Annotated in this window: 18 protein-coding genes; 10 read left to right on the top strand and 8 right to left on the bottom strand. The window is 71.3% G+C overall.

Annotation, left to right across the window (positions count from 1 at the left end; translation table 11 throughout):
• The first annotated feature begins 245 nt into the window (after positions 1–245).
• Positions 246–3,302: an AfsR/SARP family transcriptional regulator gene (locus JT362_RS27455; RefSeq protein WP_260194692.1), complete on the top strand. Its 3,057-nt coding sequence runs from the start codon at positions 246–248 to the stop codon at positions 3,300–3,302.
• Here the strand turns inward: JT362_RS27455 and JT362_RS27450 are convergent.
• Entirely contained in the window at positions 3,299–4,636 is a 1,338-nt protein-coding gene (locus tag JT362_RS27450; protein WP_260194691.1) for an FAD-binding oxidoreductase, read from the bottom strand. The two genes, JT362_RS27455 and JT362_RS27450, sit on opposite strands and share 4 nt — an antisense overlap.
• A 37-nt stretch (positions 4,637–4,673) precedes the next feature.
• On the bottom strand, positions 4,674–6,206 hold the full coding sequence (locus JT362_RS27445) for a class I SAM-dependent methyltransferase (protein WP_260194690.1): 1,533 nt from the start codon (positions 6,204–6,206) through the stop codon (positions 4,674–4,676).
• A gap of 159 nt (positions 6,207–6,365) precedes the next feature.
• On the opposite strand from JT362_RS27445, the gene JT362_RS27440 reads away from it, so the two are divergent.
• The 5 genes from JT362_RS27440 to JT362_RS27420 are packed head-to-tail and all read left to right on the top strand — an operon-like array spanning position 6,366 to position 11,336.
• Positions 6,366–7,532 carry an epoxide hydrolase family protein gene (locus tag JT362_RS27440; protein WP_260194689.1) on the top strand — a complete coding sequence of 389 codons (1,167 nt, stop codon included), beginning with the start codon at positions 6,366–6,368 and terminating at the stop codon, positions 7,530–7,532.
• Entirely contained in the window at positions 7,529–7,717 is a 189-nt protein-coding gene (locus JT362_RS27435) for a hypothetical protein (protein WP_260194688.1), read from the top strand. The genes JT362_RS27440 and JT362_RS27435 overlap by 4 nt, the downstream gene beginning before the upstream one ends.
• Positions 7,714–9,147 (top strand): extracellular solute-binding protein, encoded by a 1,434-nt coding sequence (locus JT362_RS27430; protein ID WP_260194686.1) that lies wholly within the window; start codon positions 7,714–7,716, stop codon positions 9,145–9,147. Before JT362_RS27435 ends, JT362_RS27430 begins: the two co-directional genes overlap by 4 nt.
• Positions 9,148–9,181: 34 nt before the next feature.
• A complete protein-coding gene (locus JT362_RS27425) occupies positions 9,182–9,718 on the top strand; it encodes a dihydrofolate reductase family protein (protein WP_260194685.1) in 537 nt (178 codons plus the stop codon).
• 34 nt (positions 9,719–9,752) lie between these two features.
• The gene (locus JT362_RS27420) at positions 9,753–11,336 is read left to right on the top strand and encodes an MFS transporter (RefSeq protein WP_260194684.1); all 1,584 of its coding nucleotides are present in this window, start codon (positions 9,753–9,755) and stop codon (positions 11,334–11,336) included.
• A 91-nt stretch (positions 11,337–11,427) separates the two neighbouring features.
• Here JT362_RS27420 and JT362_RS27415 read toward each other — a convergent pair whose 3' ends face one another.
• Genes JT362_RS27415 through JT362_RS27395 form a run of 5 tightly spaced genes read right to left on the bottom strand, consistent with a single transcriptional unit; the run spans position 11,428 to position 17,460 of the window.
• Positions 11,428–12,219 (bottom strand): helix-turn-helix transcriptional regulator, encoded by a 792-nt coding sequence (locus JT362_RS27415; RefSeq protein WP_260194683.1) that lies wholly within the window; start codon positions 12,217–12,219, stop codon positions 11,428–11,430.
• Positions 12,220–12,246: 27 nt separating this feature from the next.
• Complete coding sequence (locus JT362_RS27410) at positions 12,247–13,323, bottom strand: alpha-hydroxy acid oxidase (RefSeq protein ID WP_260194682.1); 1,077 nt, start codon at positions 13,321–13,323, stop codon at positions 12,247–12,249.
• On the bottom strand, positions 13,320–14,630 hold the full coding sequence (locus JT362_RS27405; RefSeq protein ID WP_260194681.1) for an aminotransferase-like domain-containing protein: 1,311 nt from the start codon (positions 14,628–14,630) through the stop codon (positions 13,320–13,322). The genes JT362_RS27410 and JT362_RS27405 overlap by 4 nt, the downstream gene beginning before the upstream one ends.
• The gene (gene hppD / locus JT362_RS27400; RefSeq protein WP_260194680.1) at positions 14,627–15,670 is read right to left on the bottom strand and encodes a 4-hydroxyphenylpyruvate dioxygenase; all 1,044 of its coding nucleotides are present in this window, start codon (positions 15,668–15,670) and stop codon (positions 14,627–14,629) included. The genes JT362_RS27405 and hppD overlap by 4 nt, the downstream gene beginning before the upstream one ends.
• Before the next feature lie 44 nt (positions 15,671–15,714).
• Positions 15,715–17,460, bottom strand: a complete 1,746-nt coding sequence (locus JT362_RS27395; RefSeq protein ID WP_260194679.1) for a non-ribosomal peptide synthetase — start codon at positions 17,458–17,460, stop codon at positions 15,715–15,717.
• A 147-nt stretch (positions 17,461–17,607) separates the two neighbouring features.
• Between JT362_RS27395 and JT362_RS27390 the strand changes: the two genes are divergently transcribed.
• Entirely contained in the window at positions 17,608–18,921 is a 1,314-nt protein-coding gene (locus JT362_RS27390) for a condensation domain-containing protein (protein ID WP_260194678.1), read from the top strand.
• Positions 18,922–18,939: 18 nt separating this feature from the next.
• Here JT362_RS27390 and JT362_RS27385 read toward each other — a convergent pair whose 3' ends face one another.
• The gene (locus JT362_RS27385) at positions 18,940–20,517 is read right to left on the bottom strand and encodes a 4-hydroxyphenylacetate 3-hydroxylase family protein (protein ID WP_260194677.1); all 1,578 of its coding nucleotides are present in this window, start codon (positions 20,515–20,517) and stop codon (positions 18,940–18,942) included.
• Positions 20,518–20,753: 236 nt separating this feature from the next.
• On the opposite strand from JT362_RS27385, the gene JT362_RS27380 reads away from it, so the two are divergent.
• Genes JT362_RS27380 through JT362_RS27370 form a run of 3 tightly spaced genes read left to right on the top strand, consistent with a single transcriptional unit; the run spans position 20,754 to position 23,763 of the window.
• Complete coding sequence (locus tag JT362_RS27380) at positions 20,754–21,935, top strand: acyl-CoA dehydrogenase family protein (protein WP_260194676.1); 1,182 nt, start codon at positions 20,754–20,756, stop codon at positions 21,933–21,935.
• A gap of 29 nt (positions 21,936–21,964) precedes the next feature.
• The gene (locus tag JT362_RS27375) at positions 21,965–22,408 is read left to right on the top strand and encodes an SgcJ/EcaC family oxidoreductase (RefSeq protein ID WP_260194675.1); all 444 of its coding nucleotides are present in this window, start codon (positions 21,965–21,967) and stop codon (positions 22,406–22,408) included.
• Positions 22,405–23,763, top strand: coding sequence for an FAD-dependent oxidoreductase (locus JT362_RS27370; protein WP_260194674.1), 1,359 nt, complete (start codon positions 22,405–22,407; stop codon positions 23,761–23,763). Before JT362_RS27375 ends, JT362_RS27370 begins: the two co-directional genes overlap by 4 nt.
• The last annotated feature ends 41 nt before the right edge of the window (positions 23,764–23,804 follow it).

Raw genomic sequence — 23,804 nt, 5'->3', positions numbered from 1 at the left:
GTCGTTCCATGATCCGGCCCCACCGGTTCGGGACGCATCTCCTGCCGTGCGCGCACGAGGCGATCATCGTTCAGGTCGGTTTTCGCTCATGATCGGTCACACACCGTGAGGTTCCTGGTCCAACAGTCCCTGATGAAGCTGGGGCAGACGGCCTACTCACCAGGCCAGATGGCGCCAATCTGCTCGAGACGTATCCCGCATATGCGAAACTGACGATTACCCAATGTTTTCGAGGGGGAGGCATCGTGCGATTACGACTGCTGGGTCCCCTCGAGCTGTCGGTCGATGGCGGCGAACTCGACCTCGGCGGGGCCCGGCAGCGCATCGTGCTGGCGATGTTGGCGCTCAACGCGAACCGCGTGACGCCGGTGGACCAGCTGATCGACGCGGTATGGAACACGTCGCCGCCGACGACGGCGCGACTGCAGGTCCAGATCTGCGTCTCGGGACTGCGCAAGATCTTCGATGACAGCCGGGTCACCGCGTCGATCCGGACCAGGTCGCCGGGTTACGTGCTGGAGATCCCGCTCGAGAGCCTCGACACCGAGCAGTTCGCCGCGCTGGTCGGCGCGGCACGCTCGCACGTCAGCGCCGGGCGGGAGTCCGAGGCGGTCGCCACGCTGCGTAGCGCGCTGTCACTGTGGCAGGGTCCCGCGCTCGCCGGGGTGCACAGCGACCTGGTCCAGCGCGGCGCCGCCCAGCTCGAGAGCGCCCGACTGTCCGCGCTGACGGAACGGATTCGGCTGGACATCGCGCTCAGCCGGCACGAGGAGGTGATCGGCGAGCTGACCGCGTTGGTCGAGGAGCACCCGCTGCGGGAGCGGCTCTACGAGTTCCTCATCCTCGCGCTCTACCGGTCCGGCCGGCAGGCCGAGTCGCTGGAGGTGTGCCGGCGAGCCAGGTCGATGTTGGTCGAGCAGCTGGGGATCGAACCAGGCCAGAGTCTGCTGCGGCTCGAGAACGCGATCCTCAACCGGGACCCGGAACTGGAGATCGCGGCGTCCTCCAGGAGTACCGGCGCGGAGACGCCGGTCGAGGCGCACGTCGTGCCCCGCCGCCTGCCCGCGAGCATCGCCGACTTCACCGGCCGGCAGGACCAGCTCGCCGAGATCAAGCGGGTGCTCGGTGACGACCCCGACGCCGCGAGTCGATACGGGGTGCGCATCGTCGCGATCTCCGGCAAGGGCGGGGTCGGCAAGTCGACGCTGGCCGTGCGGGCCGCCCACGAGCTGCGCGACATCTACTCCGACGGTCATCTGTACGGCGACCTGGACGCGCCGGGCAGTGAGCCGCGGGTGGAGGCGGTGCTCGGCCGGTTCCTGCGGGCGTTGGGGATCGAGGGCTCGGCGATCCCGGACGACTTGGAGGAGCGCGCGGACATGTACCGCGGCCGGCTCGCCAACAAGCGGGTGCTGGTGGTGCTGGACGGCGCGACGAGTGAGGACCAGGTGCTGCCGCTGCTGCCCGCCGGTCCGTGTTGCGCGGTGATCGTCAGCAGCCGCGCGCGGCTGTCCGGGCTGCCTGGCGCCCACTTCATCGACGTCGGCGTGTTCGACGTCGAACCGTCACTGGAGATGCTGGGCAAGATCGTCGGCCCGGACCGGATGATCGCCGAGCGGGACGCCGCCGTCGAGTTGGTCAACTTCTGCGGCGGACTGCCGTTGGCGGTGCGGATCGCGGGGGCGCGGCTGGCGTCGCGGCCGCACTGGCGGCTCGACATCCTGGTCGCCCGGCTGCGCAACACCGTGCGCCGGCTCGACGAGCTCGCCTACCGCGGCCTCGAGCTGCGGTCCAACCTCGGCCTGAGCTACCGCGGCCTGCCGGCCGACGCCAAGCGGCTGTTGCGGTTGTTCGCACTGACCACCACGTCGGACTTCCCGGGCTGGACCGCGGCCGCGCTGCTCGACACCAACGTCTTCGACGCCGACGAGGTGTTGGAGAGCCTGGTCGAGGCGCAGCTGCTGGACACCGTCAAATATCCCGGCGAGCGGCTTCGCTTCCGGTTCCACGACCTGATCAGGGTGTACGCCACCGAACGGCTGATGGCCGAGGAGTCGCTCGAGGAGCGCACCGCCGCGGTGCAACGGCTGCTCGGCGCGTGGCTCGCCCGGGCCGAGCGGGCCCACCGCAAGGAGTACGGCGGCGACTTCGCGATCATCCACGGCACCGCGCCACGCTGGGTGCCGGCCGAGGACGAACTGGTCGAGGACGACGACCCGATGGAGTGGCTGGACCGGGAGCGGCGCTCACTGGTCGACGCGGTGGCGATGGCCGCCGAGCACCAGATGGACGAGATGTGTTGGGACCTCGCGCTCACCGGGGTGACGCTGTTCGAGGTGCGCGGCTACTTCGACGACTGGCGCACCGCCACCGAGCTCGCGCTCGCGGTCACCGAGCGGGCCGGCAACAACCGGGGACAGGCGGCGATGCTGTACTCGCTCGGCACGATGTACATGGCGCAGCGGCGGCTCACCGACGCCGAGCGCAGCTTCGTCGCCGCGCTCGAGAAGTTCCAGGTGGAGGGGGACGACCACGGCTGCGCGCTGGTGCTGCGCAACGCCGCCACCATCGACCGGCTGCGAAACCGCCCGACGGCGATGCGGTCGAAGTACCACGAGGCGCTGGCCAGGATGCGGCTGGCCGGGGACACCGTCGGCGAGGCGCACGTCTTGCAGAACCTCGCGAAGATCGCCATGGACGAGGGCGACTTCGAGGCGGCGCATGAGCTGTTGACGACCGCGCTCGCCCGCTGCCGGCAGGTGGAGTACGTCCGGGGCGAGGCCCAGGTGCTCGACCGGTTCGCCGAGTTGAAGCTGCACACCAACGACGTCGACGAGGCGCACCAGGCGCTCAATCGGATGTTGCTCATCGTGCGCGACATCGGCGACCGGGCCGGCGAGGCGCACGCGTTGTACCGGCTCGGGGTGGTCCGCCAGCGGACCGGCCGGCTGGACAACGCCGCGACCACCCTGCAGCACGCGTTGTCGGTGGCCAGGCAGGTCGGCGACCGGCAGATCGAGGGCCAGGCGCTCTACGCGCTCGGCGAGATCGCGTTGGCACGGGGCGACTACCCGGCCGGGGAACGGCACGTCGACCTGTCCCGGCAGGCGTTCGACGAGCTCGGCTCGGTCGTCTGGCACGCGAAGGCGCTGATCCTGCTGTCGGACGTGCACCAGGGTCGCGGCGAGCGGCGGGAGGCCGACGTCCACACCGAGCGGGCCCTCGAGCTGCTCGGCACGGTGAATTCGGCGGAGGCCACCCGGCTGCTCGCCGAACTGGAGTCCCCCCGCAGTCGCTGCTAGGCCACGTCGCCCGAGAACCGGCCGGTCGGGTCGACCCTGGCCCGCACCCGGTCGACGGCTTGGATGTCCACGTCGGACAGATGGCCCTGTGGCTGCTCGAACCGCTCGACGAAGCACGGAACGGTCCTGCCGGTGTCCCATGGCGTGAGTGCCGTGCGGACCACGTCGCAGTGCGCCCGCAGCCGGTGCGCCTGCTCCGGTGTGGCCGCGAGGCCGGAGCCGGCGTAGGCGTACGACGCGGTCAGGTGGTTCAACACCCCGCCCGCCGGGTCGGGCTCGGCGTAGCGGCCACCGAGCTGGCGCAGCCCGGCGACGACGAACGGCGAGCCGGAACCGGCGCCGACCACGCGGAGGAACTCGGCGGCGCCCTCGTCGCCGAGGTCGCCGAGCAGCATGTGCTCGCCGACGACGGGCAACGGCTCGTCGGGGTCCATGTGCACCTCCAGCACCGCCGAGGTGGGCGCCGGCCGCCAGCTGTCCGACACCGGCGCGGCGATCGCCCGCAGCGGCTCGAGCAACTCCGCGGCGATCAGCTCCCCGGCGGCGACGTCGCCGTCCGCGCAGCGCACCGCGCCGTCCACCCCGAACACCGGGCCGGCGGTCAGCTCGGGCGGAAGGTCCGGCAGCGGCGGCAGGTTCATCACCCGGATCGACGTCGTCGCCGCGGCCGGCGCGTCGGCGCACCAGCGCAGCCACGTCGACAGCAGCTCCGGCGCGTACGCCGCCGGCCAGAACGTCACTCCGGTCACCACCTGGCTGGCCGGGAACAGCGCCACCTCGATCGCGGTGACCACCCCGAAACCACCGCCGCCACCACGCAACGCCCAGAACAGCTCCTGGTCCTGGTCGGCGGACACCCGGCGGAGCTCGCCGTCCGCGGTCACCAGCTCGATCGCGCGCACGCTGTTCACCGCGAGCCCGACATCCCGGCCGTAGAAGCTCATCCCGCCGCGCAACAGGTACCCGACGACGCCCACGGTGCCGGCCGATCCGTGTGGCGCGGCCAGGCCGTGCCGTGCGGCGGCCGTGACCACCGCGCCCCACGTCGTGCCAGCCGGGACCCGGGCGATCCGGCGCTCGGTGTCGATCTGGACCTCGCCCTCGATGCGGGTGCGGACCAGCAGCGAGCCGTCCACCGGCCGCACCGCCGCCGACGCGTGCCCGGTGGTGTGCACCCGCACCGGCAGCGACTCCTCGGCCGCGTGCCGCAGCGCCGCCCGGACCTCGTCGACGGTTCGCGCGGTCACCGCCGCCGCCGGTTTGGCCGGGGCGATCAGATTGAAGACCTGGGTCGCCTCGTCGTAGCCGGGGTCGCCGGGGTAGCTGACGGTCATGGCGTCGCCGCCTCCTTCTCCGGTGTCGGTGGTCGGCTCAGCCGTTGCGCGTCGCGGTCATGATCACGAACGTGCCGGGGCCGGACTCGTCGACCACGGTCAGTCCGGCCGCGGCGACCCAGCTCCGCAGCTCGTCCAGGTCGAACAGCCGCAGCCCGTCGTTGTGCTGCGGGAACCGATGGCAGCGCTGGAAGTAGTCGTAGACCGGGTCGGGGGAGCGGTGGAAGGTCAGGAAGGTGAAGCTGCCGCCCGGCTTGAGGCAGCGGCCGACCTCGGCGATCGCGGCCGGCGCGTCGTCCGGGAAGGCCTGCAGCGCGTTCCAGCACAGCACCGCGCCCAGGCTCGCGTCGTCGAACGGCAACGTGCTGGCGCTCGCCAGCACCGACGGGATCCACGGCAACCGGCCGCGCAGCACGTTGAGCATCGCCGGGTTCACGTCGAGCGCCACCACGCGCTCGTGGCCCACGGTGTCGGCGAGCACCTCGGTCCAGCGGCCGGCGCCGGCGGCGAGGTCGAGCACCGGTCCGTCGACCGGAAGAACGTGGCGCGCGATGTAGTCGTCCTCGTCGGCGGGCGAGACGTCGAAACCCCAGTTGGCGCCGGACACCCGCAGGAACGCGGGCCGGGCGAGCGCTTCGTAGAACAGGCCCATGGTCGGGATCTCGGACAGTTTGCGAAGGAAGTCGTCACCGTCGCCACTGTTCGGGAGCAGGTTCAGTACGCCGTTGGCGAGCGGGTAGCTCGCCGCGCAGCCGCCGCAGGTCGCGGCGCCGCCGGCGAAGTCGAGGCCGCCGCCGCACGCCGGGCACCGCATCGCCGCCGCGTGCGGAGCGAACAGGTCCTCGCCGGTGCCGGGTGGCGGGGTGGGGATCACGTCGCGGGCCGGCACCGAGCCCTGCACCACCGCGGCGGGCGTGCCGTGGCAGACGGCCCAGTACGCCTTCGCGCCGATACTGCCGAACACGGTCCTGGTGTCGTTGTGCCAGTTCGCGACGATCTGCTCCGGCGTCAGCGCCGAGATCCAGCTCTGGTCGAAGTCCTGCTCACCCTCGTCCAGCGTCCACTCGGCCGGCGACGGGAACACCCGGCCCAGCACCGGGTGGGCCGGATCCAGTTCCTGGCCGGCGCGGTCGATGCGGCTCAGGTCGGCGGCGGACAGCGCGTGCCGCTCGCCGATCGCCACGAGCCGCGGACGCACCTCCGGGAAGTGGGCCAGCAGGTAGAACAGGGCGAGCGCCGGCGGCTCGCCCGGGGTGGCGGCCCGCAGCAGGTCCAGGTAGGTGCCGGTGCGGGCCGCGATGGTGTCGAACACCTCGCCGGCGTGGTCGGGGTACTCCGCCTCGGCGAGCAGCCCGAGCAGCACCGCGATCCGGCCGGTGCGCTCGTCGTCGACCCGGTCGATCAACTCCACCAGCTCGGTCGCGGCGGCGAGGGAGAGGCCGGTGCGGCGGCCGTCCTTCCACACCGCGTCGACCAGCTCGTGGAACCGCTGGCCGAGGTCGCCGGGCGTCGCGCTGGTGAAGGCGTCGACCAGCTCCGCGACGGTCGAATCGGGCCGGGAAGCACTCATCAGCGCATCTCCTTCGCGACTTTTCCGGATACACCCTGAATGGTCACACCGATCCTGGTTTCGGGTCTTCTCCGACGCTGCGCACAGCGCGCGGCAATTCGGGAGATGCGGCTACCGGCAGCCAACGGTGACGATCCAACCAGACGATCGGAGAGCCCCATGCGACCGTTTCTGGTGGACATTCCCCAAACTGATCTCGACGACCTCGGCCAGCGACTGGCCGCGACCCGGTGGCCCGACGAGTTGACCGGGGTCGGCTGGGATCGCGGTGTTCCGCCAGCCTACCTCCGGGAACTCGCCGATTACTGGCGAACCGGTTTCGACTGGCGCGCCGCGGAGTCCCGGATCAATTCATTCCCGCAGTTCGTCACCGAAATCGACGGCGCGACGGTGCATTTCATCCACCAGCGCTCACCGGAGCCGGACGCGACGCCGCTGATTCTCACCCACGGCTGGCCGGGTTCGGTCGTGGAGTTCCTGGACGTCATCGGCCCGCTGACCGACCCCCGTGCGCACGGGGGCGACCCGGCCGACGCCTTCCACGTCGTGATCCCGTCGATCCCCGGGTACGGCTTCTCGACCCCGCTGACCGAGACCGGTTGGGACGTGCCGCGCATCGCGAACGCCTGGGCGGAGTTGATGACGCGGCTCGGCTACGAGCGGTTCGGCGCGCAGGGCGGTGACGCGGGCTCGCCGATCTCCCTGGCGCTCGGCACGATCCACCCGGACCGGGTGCTCGGCGTGCACGTCAACATGCTGATGACCTTCCCGTCCGGCGACCCGGCCGAGCTCGAGGCGCTGGCTCCGGCCGACCTCGAGCTGCTGGGCCGGCTCGGCCGGTTCGACGAGGACCAGTCCGGCTACATGAAGATCATGGCCACCCGCCCGCAGACGCTGGCCTATGGTCTGACCGACTCGCCGGCCGGGCAACTCGCCTGGATCGTGGAGAAGTACCGCGAGTGGAGCGACTCGGCGAAGGTCCCCGAAGACGCCGTCGACCGGGACATGTTGCTCACCATCGTGTCGATCTACTGGTTCACCGCCACCGCCGGCTCGTCGGCGCAGTTCTACTACGAGGGCGCGGCGGCCGTGCGGGCCGCGGCCGCGGGCAACCCGCCGCCGCCGATCGGCGTGCCGGTGGCGGTCGCGGTGTTCCCGCAGGACCTGTTCGTGCCGATCCGCGCGTTCGCCGAGCGGGACATCCCGACGATCGTCCGGTGGACCGAGTTCGAGCGCGGTGGCCACTTCGCCGCGCTCGAGCAGCCCGAGCAGCTGACCGGCGACGTCCGGGCGTTCTTCCGCGGGCTGCGGGAGGGGACGACATGACCACCGGAACGACCACCGAACGAACCGTGATCGAGCACGCACGGAGATGTGTCGAGACAGTGCGGACCACCATCGTGGGACTCGGTGTGTTCGCGTTCCTCGCCGGCCTGCCGCTGCTTGTTTCGACCAGCGAACGCCGCACCGCCGAGCACCGGCCAACCCCGACCAGGCAGGAGTTGACATGAGCAGCAAGGTCGTCGAGGTATGGGTCGCCGACCTGACCTTCCCCGGGTACATGGACCGGCTGCACCGGCTGGCCGCCGAGTTCGGGGAGGCCCACCCGGAGTACGAGATCAGGATCGTCGGCAACGACTTCCGCACGCTGCCCCAGAAGATCGCGGCCGCCGCCGCGCAGGGCAGGGCTCCGGCCATCGCCGAGTGCTACTTCTACATCACCCAGGCCGCCCGGGACCTGCTTAACGTCGACGGCGCCCCGCTGTTCACCTCCGTGGAGGCCGCGATCGGCGGCCGCGACGAGATCCTCGGGGAGCCGGTCGTCATCGACGACATCATCCCGGCGGTCCGTGACTACTACACCTACGACGGCGACCTGACCTCGATGCCGTCGGTGGGCACCACCAGCCTGCTGTTCGCCAACGGCGACCTGGCCGACGCCGCCGGCATCGACGAGCTGCCGCGCACCTGGTTCGAGGTCGGCCAGGCCTGCGACCGGTTGCGCGGCGTTGCCGGGCTCGACCACACGATCACCTGGGCGAACCACGGCATGTTCTTCCAGCAGGCGCTCGCGGCACAGGGTGGGCTGCTCGCCGACAACGACAACGGCCGCAGCGGCCGCGCCACCCGTCTCGACCTGGCCTCGCCGCAGATGCTGGCCTGGGTCAGCTGGTGGCAGCGGCTGCACAAGGACGGCCACTACCTCTACACCGGTGGGATCCCCGACTGGCAGGGCACCTTCCAGGCGTTCGCCGACCAGCGGGTCGGCCTGCGGATCACCTCCTCCAACGACGTGAACTACATGGTGCACGCCGCCCGGCAGAGCGATTTCGATCTGCGGGTCACCCGGTTCCCCGACAACGCCGACTCCGCCTACGAGGGCAACGGCATCGCCGGCACCTCGCTGTGGCTCGCCAACGGTCTCGACGAGGTCACCCAGGAGGGCGCGCTCGCGTTCCTGCAGTTCCTGCACAACCCGGTCAACGCCGCCGACCAGCACGTGACCAACAGTTTCCTGCCGATCACCAACGCGTCGTTCGACCTGCTCGAGGAGTCGGAGTGGTTCGTCGACAACCCACACCACCGGGCCGCGAGCGACCAGCTCAAGACGTATCCGGACACGCCGGGCCTGACGCTGGACAAGATCACCCCGCACGGCCACCCGGCCTCGCGTGGCGCCCTGTTCGGTGACTTCGCCGGCGTCCAGGACGTGATGACCAGGGCGATGGGTGAGGTGCTGAGCACCGGGGTCGACCCGGCCGCGCGGTTCATCGCCGCGACCGCCGAGGCCCAGGCGCTGCTCGACGCCTACGAGGCCGACCGGGCCGACGGCGGCCCGAGCGCGGAGACGAGCCTGCGCGTCGAGTACTTCGCCGACGCGAAGCCCTACTCGGGTGCCGACCTGGAGAACGTCGTCGCGCTGAAGAGGCCGACCAGGTAAGTCCGCTATCCATCCACATTGGAGTCAGGTGCACATGCGCAAGGTTGTTCTGATGATGTCGGTCTCGCTCGACGGGTTCGTCGCGCGGACGAACGGCGAGCTCGACTGGTTGTTCCCCAACATGAGCGCCGACGTGGTCGACTGGAGCTCCGAAACGTTGTCCGAGGCCGACACCCACGTGCTCGGCAAGGAGAACTACCTCGAGCAGGCCGCGCACTGGCCGACCGCGACCGACGACCTCGCGCCGCTGATCAACCGCGCCACCAAGGTCGTGTTCTCCTCGACGCTCACCACGGCCGACTGGGCCAACTCGCGGATCGCGACGGGTGACCTCGCCAAGGAGATCGACGCGCTGAAGCAGGAGCCCGGCGGAATGATCTTCGTGCCGGGCGGGGCGCGGTTCGCTCAGTCGATGTCGCGTGCCGGCCTGATCGACGAGTACCGGCTACTGGTGCACCCGGTGGCGCTCGGTGCGGGGCAGCCGCTGTTCGCGGAGGAGATCGCACTCGAGCTGATCGGCACCCGCTCCTTCGAGACCGGGGTCACGGCGCTGACCTATCGACGCGCCTGACCCGCGCACGTACGCCAAGCGAAAGGACGAGAACGTGACCGGTGGGCAAGCACCGCCCAGAGCGGGACGGCGGGAGTGGGTCGGGCTTGCGGTGCTCGCCCTGCCGACCTTCGTGGTGGCGATCGACCTGTTCGTGCTGATGACCGCGCTGCCGAGCGTGGCGACCGACCTCGGCGCGAGCAGCACCCAACAGTTGTGGATCATGGACATCTACGGCTTCATGCTCGCCGGGTTCCTGGTGACCATGGGCACCCTCGGCGACCGCATCGGCCGGCGCAAGCTGCTGCTGACCGGCGCGGTCGCGTTCGCCGCGGCGTCACTGCTGGCCGCGTACTCGACGACGCCGGAGATGCTGATCGCGGCCAGGGCGCTGCTCGGCGTCGCCGGCGCCACGCTGGGCCCGTCGACCCTGTCGCTCATCCCGGCCCTGTTCGCCGACCCCAGGCAGCAGGCCACCGCGTTCGGCGTGTGGGGTGGCACGTTCACCCTCGGCGCGCTGTTCGGTCCCGTCATCGGCGGCGCCATGCTGACCGGCTGGTGGTGGGGTTCGGTGTTCCTGCTCGGTGTGCCGGTCATGCTGCTGGCGGCGATCGTCGGTCCGAAGGTCCTGCCGGAGGTGCGCAACGCCGAGGCCGGCAAGCTGGACCCACTGTCCATCGTGCTGTCGCTGGCCGCGCTGCTGCCGATCGTCTACGGCATCAAGGAGATCACCAACGGGGTCTCCGTCCCCGCCATCGCCGGGCTGGTCGTGGGCCTGGTGTTCGGCGTGGTGTTCGCGCGCCGGCAGGGCCGGCTCGCGAGCCCGCTGCTGGACCTGAGCCTGTTCCGGCACAAGGTGATCCGCACCTGCCTGACCGGCCAGCTCGCCTACGCGCTCGTCGGCGGCGGGCTGATGCTGTTCATGATGCTGTACTTCCAGCTCTCGGCGGGGCTGTCCACCCTGGAGGCCGGACTCGCGATGGTGCCGGGCATGGCCGCGGCCACCATCGGCATGCAGGTCGGGCCGAAGCTCGCGGCGCGGGTGCGGCCCGGGTACGTGATCGCCACCGGTCTGGTGGGCATGGCCGCGGTACTGCTCGTGCTCACCGGGATCGGCCCGACCGGCAGCACCGCCACGATCATCGTCGGGTTCGCGGTGTTCTCCTTCTGCGGTGCTCCGCTGGTCGCCCTCGGCACCGGGATGATCGTCGGCAACGCGCCGCCGGAGAAGATGGGCATGGCCGGCTCGATGGCCCAGATGAGCAACGAGTTCGGCGGGATGCTCGGCATCGCGGTACTCGGCAGCGTCGGCACCGGGGTGTACCGCGCCACGGTGGAGGACTCGGTGCCGGCCGGGCTGTCCGGGGCCTCGGCGGACGCGGTGCGCGACAGCATCGCCGGCGCGCCGACGGCGGCCGGCGAACTGCCGGAGCAGGCCGGCGCGCAGTTGTTCTCCTCGGCGCAGTCGGCGTTCGTGGACGGCTTCCAGGTGCTGGTGGTCACCGGCTCGGTGATCATCGCCGCGGCCGCGGTGTCGGTGTACTTCGGGCTGCGTCACCTGCCGCCCATCGGCAGGACCGACGAGGCGTCCGCCGACTCCACTCCCGAGTCGGACCCCGAGCTCGCGGAAGCCCGCTAGGCCCACTCGATCCGACGAATCCATCCGATGGCGGGGCGCACCCAGCGCCCCGCCATCGCTCATGGAAGTCGTGTGGAGTGCCGAAATGGGCTCAGGCCACGCGGAGGTGGCGGTCGGCCGCGGCGCTCGGCGAGGACAGGGTGATCGCGATCGGTGGGTCCGTCGGCCGGAGGCTACGCAGTTCGACGTGGACGGTGGTGTTCGCGCCGGGCGCGGTGGTGACCTGGTCGGTGGGGGCGGCGATGTGCGGCGGTGCCGTCCGGTCGTGCCGTTCGGCCACCGCGAGCAGCGTCCAGCGCCCCGGCGGCACGTGGGAGATCTCGAACCGGCTGCCGTCGGTGGCGCGCAGCGCCTGGAACGCGACCGGGCCACGCTGCGGAATCCGGTCGTCGAACACGCCGACCAGGACGTTCGCCGGTGCGAGCCGCGCCGGCATGGCGAGTGTGCCGGTGATCGTCGCCGCGACCCGGCTGGTGGCGGTCCGCACCGGCCGGGCCGGCACCCGCAGCGCGCGCAGGGGTGGCAGCCGGGCGAACCCGGGGGCCACCGCGAGCAGCAGCTCGCCCACCCTCGGGTCCCGGTACTGCGTCGGGGTCATGCCGACGGCCCGGGTGAACCGGCTGGTGAACGTGCCGAGACTGTTGTACCCGACCCGTCCGACGATGTCCGACACGGTGCGGCTCGTGGTCAGCAGCAGCCGCTTCGCCTCGAACAGGCGCACCGCGGTCAGGTACCGCCCCGGCGTCACCCCGGTCGCCCGCTTGAAGATCCGGGTCAGGTGGAACCGGCTGACGAAGACCTCGGCGGACAGGTCGTCGAGGGTGATCGGATCGGCGTAGCGATCGCGAATCAGCGTGATCGCCCGTTCGACGGCCGGTTGCACCGACGTCCCTCCCCAGTCACAGGTAGGTCAGACCGGCGGCCCGACCGTGGCGAGCCGGCCGGCGGAGGCGACGTCCCCGCAGCCGGCGAGCAGCATCTCCGCGGCCAGCTCGGCGCGCAGGATCTCCAGCACGGCGGCGACACCGCCGGTTCCGCCCGCGGCCAGCCCGTGCAGCACCGGCCGGCCGACCAGCACTCCGCTCGCGCCGAGCGCCACCGCCCGCAGGATGTCGGTCCCGCTCCGGATCCCGCTGTCCAACAACACCTCGCACTGCCCGTCGACCGCGTCCACCACCCACGGCAGTGCGGTCACGCTGGGCACCGCGCCGGCGAGTTGGCGCCCGCCGTGGTTGGACACCACGACGCCGGCCGCACCGGCGCGGACCGCCAGCTCGGCGTCGGTCGCGTCGAGGATTCCCTTGAGCACCAGGGGAAGCTCGGTACGCTCGCGCAGCCAGGCCAGGTCGGACCAGCTCAACGCCGGGGCGAACGCGAGCCGGGTGTGCTCGGCGACGGTGACCATCGGGTTCGCGGTCCTGGCCGGGTCGCCGGCCAGGTTGGCGGCGGTCACGTGTGGCGGCAGCGAGAACCCGGCGCGCAGGTCGCGCAGCCGCCGGCCCATGATCGGCACGTCGACGGTGACCACCAACGCCGACACACCCGCCTGCTCGGCTCGGCGCACGAGGTCCAGCACCGCGCCGCGGTCGCGCAGCCAGTACAGCTGGAACCAGAGCGCGGCACCGGTCCCCGCTATGTCCTCTATGGACACACTGCTCAACGTGCTGATGGTGAACGGAACCCCGAGGTCGCGGGCAGCGCGCGCCGCGGCCAGCTCACCGTCGTCGTGCAGCAGCCGCTGGTAGGCCATCGGCGCGACAGCGACCGGGAACGTCGCGGCGGTGCCGAGCAGGCGCGTCGACGGGTCGGCCTCGGTCAGGCCGGTGAGCATCCGCGGCACCAGCGACACGGCGTCGAGCGCGGCCCGGTTCGCCGCCAGGCCCCGCTCGTCGCCGCTGGCGCCCTCGACGAAGTCCCACACCTCCGTGGACAGCCGGTCGTGCGCGGCGCGAGCCACGTCGGCGAGGCAGACCGGCACACCGGTCATGTGGCGCACCTGGCGTGCACGAACGCCGCCAACCGGTCGAGGCCCACCTCGATCTGCTCGGAGGTCAGCGAGCTGAACGACAGCCGGATCCTGGACAACGGCTCGGCCTGCCCGTGGAAGTGGTGCATCGGCGTCCACAACACCCCGTGGGTGCGTGCGCAGTCCCGCAGCAGCTCGTCGCCGGCCGGGAACGGCAGGTCCAGGACGACGAAGAATCCGCCGGCCGGCACGTTCCAGCCGACGCGGGGTTCGCTCCCGGCCGGGAACCGGGCCGCGAGACCGTCCAGCACCTGGCGCAGGTTTCGCTGGTACACCCGCCGTTCCCGCTCGTTGGCCGCGCGCAGGCTGTAGTCGTTGGCGAGCAGCTTCCCGCCGATGACGGCCTGGGCGAGCGGTGACGTGTTGACCGTGAGCATGCTCTTGATCTTGGCCAGCTGGTCGGCGAGCAGCGCGGTGCCACCGGCACCGTCGGACACCCGCTGGTCGGCGACGACGTAGCCGACCCGCGCGCCGGCGACACCGGTCTTGGCGAACGAGCCGAGATAGACCACCCGGCGGTCGCGGTCGAGCGCCTTGAACGTCGGCGGTCGTTCGGTCCCGTCGTGGAACACCCCGTACGGGTTGTCCTCCAGGATCAGGAAGTCGTGTTCGGCGGCCAGGTCGAGCAGCCGTTCCCTGGCTTCCCGGTCGAGGCTGGCGCCGGTCGGGTTCGCGAAGTCGGCGACCACGTACAGCGCGCGCGGCCGCCGGCCGGCCGCCTTCGCGGCGAGCACGACCCGCGCCACCTCGTCCGGGTCGATGCCGGCCGAGGTCTCGGTGACCGGCACCAGCGGCATCTCCACCAGGCCGGCGGCGCCGGTCACCCCGACGTAGCACGGCCGTGGGACGACGAGCACGTCCCGCTCGTCCCGGCGCAGCGCCCGCAGGGTCACGTACAGCGCCTCCTGGCAGCCGACGGTGACCACGACGGCCTCGGGGTCGACGTCGATCTTCTCGTCCACGGCGAGTGAGCGGGCGACCAGGTCGTGGATGATCCCCTTGGTGCGCCCGTACTGCAGCAGGGTCCGGCGGACCAGGGTCTCGTCGCCGCCGAACCGTCGCCGCAGGTGGTCGCGGAACCGCTCGACGTGGCCGGCCACCTCGTCGAGGTCGAAGAAGCCCTCGTGCGGCCGGCCGGCCGCGAACGAGATCGCGTCCGGGAAGTCCGCGGACACCTCGTTGAGCAGGTTCATCGACTCGAACGCCGGGTCGTCGAGCGAGCCGTGCAGGCGGTCGATCGTCAGGTCCGCCGCCGGCCCGCCGGTCATGCCGCCCGCTCCTGGGCGCGCTGCGCCTCCACCGCCTCGTAGAGCGCCTTGATGTTGCCACTGCCGAAGGTGCGCGCGCCGAGGCGCTCGATCAGCTCGACGAAGAACGTGTTCCTCGGGTGCACCGAGCGGGCGAAGATCTGGAACAGCTGCCCGTCGTGGTCCTCGTCGACGAGGATGCTGAGCGCGCCGAGCTCCTCGACCGTGTGCCGGGACGGGGTGAGCCGCTCGGCCAGCAGCCGGTAGTACGCCGCCGGTGTGGACAGGAACTCCACGCCGGTGCCGGCGGACCGGCTCACCGTGTGGACGATGTCGGGCACGCTGAACGCGACGTGCTGCACACCCGCGCCGCCGTGCGCGGCGAGGAAGTCGTCGATCTGGCCCGGCTCGCGGTCCGGGTCGGGTTGGATCAGGGTCAGGGTGACCGCACCGGACCTGCTCTGCACGACCTTCGAGTCCATCCCCTGCGCGCCGACCAGGATCTTCTCGGTGAAGATCGTCTCGAAGTCGAGCACCCGCTCGTAGAACTCCACCGTGCCGTCGAGCGTGCCGGTCTCCAGGCACACCGCGAAGTGGTCCACTTCGGACAGACCGAACTCGCCGGCCGGGGCGTCCCCGACCGGTCCGGTGGGCGCCAGGTGCTGGACGAACGTGTGCACGACGTCGCCGAAACCGAGGATCGACGCGGTCAGCACCGAGCCGTGCCGGCGCGGCTGGGCCACCGGTCGCGCGCCGCGGCGCACCGCCTCGGCGAAGGCACCCTCCGCGTCGGCGACCCGCAGGGCGATGTCGGCCACGCCGTCGCCGTGCCGCCGCAGGTAAGTGGCTCCCGCGTGGTCCTCGGCGACCGGCTGGGTCAGCAGGAGCCGGATGTCGCCGCTCGAGACCGTCGTCGTGTTGGCGCCCGCGTCCCGCACCGGTTCCGGACCCGCCAGCAGACCGTAGCCGCCGGTCAGCCACTCGGTGGTGCCCGCGAGGTCGGCCACGTAGAACTCGATGTGCTCGACTGTGAGGTCGTCGAAGGGCCTCGGCGCTACCATTCCAGGCTCCGTTCTCGATTCGGTGTCGCGTGCGGTCACGGGGGTCAGGAGGCGAGTTGCTCGGTCTCGCGCAGCTCGGCGGCGAGGTCGAGCGGCGTCGGCGAGTCGAACACCGCGGTGATGGACGGCTCGACGCCCAGTACGGCCCTGGTACGCCGGATCAGCCGCATCGCCAGCAGGGACTGGCCACCCAGCTCGAAGAAGTCGTCGTCGATACCCACCCGAGGCACGCCGAGCACCTCGGCGAACACCTCGCACAGCGCCCGCTCGATCTCGTCGCGGGGCGCGCGGTACGCCGTCCCCTCGGCCGGCGGCTCGGGCAGCCGGTCGCGGTCGAGCTTGCCGTTCGCCGTCAGCGGCAGCGCGTCGAGCGTGATCACCGCGGCCGGCACCATGTAGTCCGGCAGCGCGGCCACCAGGTGCGTGCGCAGCGCACCGGTGTCCACGTCGGGCCCCACCACGTAGGCGACGAGCCGGTTGCCCGCCTCGTCGGTGCGTGCCACCACCGCGACGTCGTGCACGCCGTCGTGGGTCGCGGCGACGGCGGCGATCTCGGCCGGCTCGACGCGGTAGCCGCGGATCTTCACCTGGTCGTCGACCCGGCCGGCGAAGTCCAGCTGCCCGTCGTCGGTCCACCGGGCCAGGTCGCCGGTGCGGTACATCCGGCCGCCGTCGAACGGGTCGTCGACGAACCGCTCCTCGGTCAGGTCGGGGCGGCCGAGGTAGCCGCGGGCCAGCTGCTCGCCGGCCAGGTACAGCTCCCCGGTCGCGCCGGGCTCGACCGGGTGCAGGTCCGCGTCCAGCACGCGCGCGGTGACCCGGTCCAGCGGACGGCCGATCGGAACCGTGGCGGCGGGGGTGTAGGGCGCGGTGATCGTCGCCCGGGTGGCGAACAGTGTCGACTCGGTCGGTCCGTACATGGCGTGGACGGTCAGGTCGGGGCAGGCCGCGAGCACCCGGGCCACGGCCTGCGGCGACACCACGTCGCCGCCGGTCAGCACCTCCCGCACGTCCGCGAGACAGTGCGGCGCCTCGTCGGCGACCACCCGGAACAGGCCGGCGGTCAGGTGCACGGCGGTGGCGCCGCAGCCGGTGATGACGCGCTCGATGGTGGCCACGTCGAGGTCTCCGGGGGGCGGGACGACGACGCATCCTCCGTGCAGCAACGGAACCCACACCTCGAAGGTGGAGACGTCGAAGGCGTAGGGGGCGAGCATCGGCACCCGCTCGTGCGCGCCGCCGGCCAGGACCGGATCGCCGATCAGCGCGAGTACGTTGCGGTGCGTGACCGCGACGCCCTTCGGCTGACCCGTCGAGCCGGAGGTGAAGATGACGTAGGCGAGCCCGTCCGGGTGTGCCTCGACCGTCATCGGTTCGGCCTCGACCGGCTCGTCGACGAGGACGACGTGCTGGTGCTCTGGCACGCCCTTGGCCTGTGTGGACCGGTCGGCCAGCAGTACGGAGGCACCCGCGGTCTCGACGATCCGCCGCATCCGCTCGATCGGGTAGGCGCTGTGCAGCGGGAGGTAACAGGCGCCGGCCTTGAGGATCCCCAGTAGTGCCACGATGAGGTCGGCCGACCGTTCCATCAGGACGGACACCCGGTCCTCCCAGGTGACGCCGAGCTCGTGCAACCGGCCGGCCAGCCGGCTCGCCCGATCGTCCAGCTCCCGGTAGGTCAACCGGGTCTCGCCGGCGGCCACCGCGACCGCGTCCGGAGTCCTGGCAAGCTGCTCGGCAAACCGCTGGTGAATGGTCAGCGCTACGGAAACCGACTCCGCGGAACTCATGTCGTGAGTCCTCCCATCTCCAGACGTGCGTGCCTCCACCAAGGCTGACAGTCGCGCCCCGCGGGGACATCCTCCGAATTGCTGGCCGAAACCCCCTGCGCACAACGGGATAACCGGTCGGATCCCGGCCACGGATACCGTCGGACCATGGAAATACCTCTGTCGGAGAACCAGGAGTGGCTGTGCGCGTTCGACAAGGGGTATGCCGAGGGCGCGTTCGGTCACCGGCACCTGCTCGTCTACGGCTGGCGGCTGCTCGGCGAGATCGACCTCGAGGCGCTGCGGGCGGCGCTGCGCGATGTGGTCGTCCGGCACGAGATCCTGCGCACCGCGCTGGAACCGGGCGTCGGCGGCCGGCACCCGGTGATCCATCCGCCGGTCGACGTTCCGCTCACGGTGCGGGAGTTGCCGGGCGACGGCTCGCGCGACGAGACCACCGAGGATCTGCTCACCGACATCGAGGCCGGCACCTACGACGTCCGTGAGCTGCCGCACCTGCGCGCGGTGCTCGGCCGGTTCGACTCCCGGGACGCGGTGCTGGTGCTGGTCGCGCACCACATCGCGACCGACGCGCTGTCGATGCAGGTGATCGTCCGCGACCTGGCCGCCTGCTACGCCGCCCGCACCGGGCGCGGCGACGCGCCGCCGGCGCCCGCCACCCAGTACCAGGACTTCGCGCGCTGGCAACGGAACGAGGCGGCCGACCCCGACGTGCTCGCCTACTGGCGGGACCAGCTCGGCGGCCGCTCGTTCACCGCGATCCGCACGGACCGGGCCGGTGACGGCGGCGACGTCACCTACGCCGCCCACCGGTTCGTCCTCGACGCCGAGCTGACCGGTCGTGCCCTGGCGCTGGCCCGCGCGCGGCGGTGCACCCCGTTCATCGTGTCACTGGCCGCGTACTACCTGCTGCTGCGCCGGGTGACCGGAGAGACGGACCTGGTCGCCGCGACCACGTCCGCCGGGCGTCACGACGACCGGTTCACCGACACCGTCGGGCCGTTCTACTACCTCCTGCCGCTGCGCGCCGACCTCACCGGGGCCCGCTGCCTGGGCGACGTGGTGACCGCGGCGCGGGCGACCTGCCTCGGGGCGTACATGCACGACCTGACCTACCGGCGGATCGAGCGGGAGGTTCCCGCGCTCGGCAAGCCGTTCGCCGACCCCTCGCGCGCGGTCGTCAACTTCGAGAACCTGCAGCCGCCGGAGCCGATGGAGGGCGAGTCGGTCGGCGGCCTCCGCTACCAGGAGCTGCGCCGGCGGGTACGGTCCCAGGAGATCACCGTGGACGTGCCGGACGGCGTGCTGTGGGCGATGGAGCTGCTGCCGTCGGGGGAGCTGGCCGGCACGATCAAGTACAGCACCGGCCACTTCGACCGGACGACCATCACCGCCCTCGTCGAGACCTACCGGGAGCTCCTGCACGAGCTGGCCACCAACCCCGACGCGCCGCTGGACTGACGCGCCGGAGTCGCGGGGTCAGCCGAGGGCGTTCTTCCGAATCTCGCGGAGTTCCTCGAACGAGGAGAGGTCCGGGACGGTCCAGCCGTCGAGGTCGTACTCGGCGAGGCACTCGTCGACGAACCCTCGGTGGTCGTCCAGCTCGCCGTTGGTCATCTGCGCGAACAGCAGCTCGACCCTGGTGTTCTCGTGGTTGCCCGCGTAGTTGCGCTCGTAGAGCTCGTGCCGGCCGCCGAACTCGCTGCCCACCGCGTCCCAGAGCAGCTTCATCACCTTCATCCTGGTCGTCGCGTCGGCGCCGCCCGAGCCGCGAACGTACTTGTCCAGGTACGGCCGGATCTCCGGATTCGCGAAGTCGTCCGCGCTGGAGTTCACGTAGATCAGCCCGCTCGCGACGTCCTGGAGCACGATCTCCCGGATCCGCGGGTAGCCGATCTGCATGAACCAGCGATAGGCCATGCCGTACCGGGGGTTGGGCAGTAGCGAGCCGTTGCGCCACTCGATCGGGTTGCGCGCCGACGCGTCGGACAGCCCCCAGAACAGGTTGCGCCACGCCAACACCTCGCCCAGCCGGCTCTGCACGCCGCGGAACTCGTCGGTGCCGGTCAGCTCCAGCGCCTTGGCCAGCAGCCCCGCGATGAACTCCAGCTTCACCGCCAGCCGGGTGCAGCCGTGGAAGGTGAACCGCTCGATGAAGCCCGATTCGGCCGTGAACAGCCGGACCCGCCCGAGGTCCCCGTAGATGAACACGTTCTCCCACGGCACGAGGACCTTGTCCAGCACCAGGATCGTGTCGTTCTCGTCCAACCTGGACGACAGCGGGTAGTCGAACGGGCTGCCCATCATCGCGGCGTTCGCCGTGTAGGACGGGCGGCAGATCAGCTTCACCCCGGGCGCGTCCATCGGCACCGTCGCGACGAGGGCGAACTCCTTGCGCTTGATCGGCAGGCCGTAGTGGGCGATGAAGTTGTAGTGGGTCAGCGCCGAACCGGTCGCCACCACCTTGGCGCCGCTGACCACCAGACCGGCGTCGGTCTCCTTCTCGACGTGGATGAACACGTCGGACACCTCGTCCGGCGGGCGGTTGCGGTCAACCGGCGGGTGCACGATCGCGTGGTTCCAGTACAGCACCTTCTCCTGCGACTCCCGGTACCAGCGGCGCGCGTTGTCCTCGAACGGCTTGTAGAACTCCGCGTTCGCGCCGAGCGTGCCCAGGAACGACGCCTTGTAGTCGGGGCTGCGGCCCATCCAGCCGTAGCTCATCCGTGCCCACGCCGCGATCGCCTTCTGGTCGGCGACGAGGTCCTCGACGGAAGTCGGGGTGGTGAAGAACCGGTGCGTGTAGCCGGTCCCGCCGGCGTCGACCGGCGCGGTCAGGACGTCGCGCTTCGCCGGGTCGTGCAGCGCGTCGTAGAGGCGCGCGGTCATCCGGACGGGGTTGTGGAACGCCGGATGCGTGGTCACGTCCTTGACCTGCTCGCCGTTGAGGAAGATCTGCCGGCCGTCGCGCAGGCTCTCCACGTACTCCGCGCCGGTCAGCGGTCGGGTCGGCTGGGTGCTGGGGCCGTCTTGCTGGTTCGGTCGATCGTCGGTCATGCCGATCTTCCCTCTTTCAGTGCGAAGTAGACGGTACGTGACCGTGCCGGGCACGCGCGTGGCGTACACCCGATCGTCGCCTACCCGCGCGGCGGTTCCTTCCTGCGGATTGCCCACTTGCCCAGCCGAGGTCCCCACGGCGGCGTACCGCGCAATCGTGAGGATGCGTCCCGAGCCGCTCCGATGTGACGTTATGGGCAATCCGCGCCCGATTTCCCATGCCAGTAGGAGGAAATGTGTCGACCCCCGAGGTGGCCACACGGGAGGAGCTGGTTCGGCGTGCCGCGGAACTGGTGCCGATCCTGGCCGACAACGCCGTCTGGACCGAACAGAACCGCCGGCTCAAGGACGAGACCGTCGAGGCCATGGCCGACGCCGGCATCTTCCGCCTGCGGGTGCCCACCCGCTACGGCGGCCACGAGGCCGACTTCCGCACGCTGGTGGAGGTCGCCGCGCAGCTCGCCCGGGGCGACGGGTCACCGGCGTGGGTCGCGTCGGTCTCCTGGATCACCTCGTGGATGATCGGCCTGTTCCCGGACGAGGTGCAGGACGAGGTGTTCAGCACCGGTCAGGGCCGTACCTGCGGGACGCTGAGCCCGTCCGCGATCGCCAACCCGACCGACGGTGGCATCGTGGTCAACGGCAAGTGGGGCTTCATCTCCGGCGCGCTGCACAGCGACTGGCAGGTCGTCATCGCGGTCCTGGTTCCCGCCGAGGGCGAGCCGTACCCGGTCATGGCGCCGGTACCGCTGTCGGACCTGCGCGTCGTGGACGACTGGCACGCTTCGGGTCTCAAGGGGTCCGGCAGCGTCAGCACCGTCGCCCAGGACGTCTTCATCCCCACCGAGCGGGTCCTGCCGCTGCCGGCGGTGCTCCAGGAGCAGTACGCGTCGAAGGCCAACGCGGGCTCGCCGGTGTGGCGGGCGCCGCTGCTGCCGGTCGCGTCCGCGTCGTCGGTCGGCACCGTGCTCGGGCTCGCCCGCGCGGCCAGGGAGAACTTCCTCAAGCGGCTGCCGAATCGCAAGATCACGTACACCAGCTACGAGAGCCAGCGCGAGGCCCCGCTGACCCACCTGCAGGTCGCCGAGGCCACGATGGTCATCGACCGCATCGAGTTCCACGCGCACCGGCTGGCGTCCCAGGTGGACACCAAGGGCGGCGACGGCACGCCGTGGAAGCTGGAGGAGCGCGCCCGTGCCAGGGCCGACCTCGGCGCCGTGGTCGAGCTGGGCAAGGCGTCCATCGACCTGTTGGCCTCCGCGAGCGGCGGCACGTCGATCTACACCGACATTCCCATCCAGCGGATCGTCCGCGACGTGCACGCCATCAACCAGCACGCGCTGATGCACCCGAACACGAACGCCGAGCTGTACGGCCGGGTGCTGTGCGGCCTCGAGCCCAACACCCTCTACATCTGATCCGGCGCACCGAAAGCAGGTAGCACACCATGACCACCACCGAGACGGACTCCGCCGGCACCCAGGCCGACCAGGCCGCCGTCGCCGCGCTGACCCAGCGCGTCGTCGCCGCGTGGGCCTACAACGACGCCGACGCGTTCGCCGCGCTGTTCACCGAGGACGGCACGATGATCCTGCCCGGCGTCTACAAGAAGGGCCGGGCCGCGATCAACGAGTTCCTCACCGAGGCCTACGCCAACCAGTACAAGGGCACCCAGGTCACCGGCCGCCCGCTGGACCTGCGCTTCGTGACCCCGGACGTCGCGCTGCTGATCACCTACGGCGGTGTGCTGGCCGCAGGCGAGTCGACCATGTCCGACGAGCAGACCATCCGGGCCACCTGGACCGCGGTCCGCCAGGACGGCCAGTGGAAGCTGGCCGCCTACCAGAACAGCCCGGCGCTGCGTCAGCTGCCGGTGCCCGGGACCAAGTGAGCGCAAACAGCGCCGGGGAACGCGCTGTCGTTCTCGGCGCCAGTATGGCCGGCCTGCTCGCGGCCAGGGTCCTCGCCGACTCCTTCGCCGAGGTGGTGGTCGTCGATCGGGACGAGCTGTCCGGGGTGACCACCGCGCGGCGCGGAGTACCGCAGGGCCGGCACGTGCACGGTCTGCTGGCCCGCGGCCAGCAGATCCTCGACGAGCTGTTCCCCGGGTTCACCCAGCGCTGCGTCGACGACGGCATCCCCACCGGGGACCTCGGCACGCTGCGCTGGTTCTTCAACGGCCGGCGGCTGGCCCCGGCGCCGACCGGGCTGATCTGCGTGTCGGCGGCCCGGCCGCTGTTGGAGAGCCATGTCCGTACCGCGGTCGAGGCGCTGGGAACCGTGCGGTTCCTGGAGGGGCACGACATCATCGGCCCGGTCGTCTCGGCCGGCGGGACGCGCGTGACCGGCGCGCGGGTGCAGTCGCGCGCGGCCGGCAGCTCCGCGGTGGAGCTTGCCGCGGACCTGGTCGTCGACGCCACCGGGCGTGGCTCGCGCACGCCGGTGTGGCTTGGCGAGTGGGGCTACGCCCGGCCGGCCGAGGACCGCATCAAGATCGACCTGAGCTACACGACCCGGACCTTCCGGCTGCCCGACGAGAGCATCCTGAACGGCGACCTGTCGATCAACCCGGTCGCCTCGCCGGAGTTCCCGCGCGGAGCGTTCTTCTCCCGGATCGAGAACGGGCTGTGCAAGCTGTCGCTCACCGGGATGCTCGGCGACAGCGCGCCGACCGACTCGGACGGCTTCCTCGAGTGGACGAAGACGCTGCCGGTGCCGGACGTGTACGAGGTCGTGCGGGACGCCGAGCCACAGGACGACGCGACGACGTTCCACTACCCGGCGAGCGTTCGGCGCCGGTACGAGCGCCTGAAGCGGTTCCCGGCGGGGTTCCTGGTGCTCGGCGACGCGGCGTGCAGCTTCAACCCGGTGTACGGCCAGGGCATGACGGTCGCGGCGTTGGAGTCGTTGGTGCTCCGTGATCACCTGCGCGAAGGTGTGCCGGACCCGTTGCGGTTCTTCAAGGACATCGCCGGCGTGATCGACGCGCCGTGGGAGATCTCCACCGGCGGCGACCTCGGGTTCCCCGAGGTGGACGGCAAACGCGGCGCGAAGGTGAAGATGGCCAACGCGTACATGGCGAAGATGCAGGCGGCGGCGACCGTGGACGGCCGGATCACCCGGACGTTCATGCGCGTGGCCGGCCTGGTCGACCCGCCGCAGGCGCTGATGAGCCCGCGGATGATCGCCCGCGTGCTCCGCAACGCCAGGATCGCCGACACCGGTGAGGTCCGGAAAGCGGCCTGATCGGCACCCCCGCACGAGAACGCCGCCGGGTTCCCGCGACC

Origin of the sequence: Actinophytocola gossypii (assembly GCF_025165815.1) — a bacterium.
Lineage (GTDB): Bacteria > Actinomycetota > Actinomycetes > Mycobacteriales > Pseudonocardiaceae > Actinophytocola > Actinophytocola gossypii.
The sequence above is the reverse complement of the archived record's forward strand: the minus strand, read 5'-3'. Positions and strand labels throughout refer to the sequence as shown.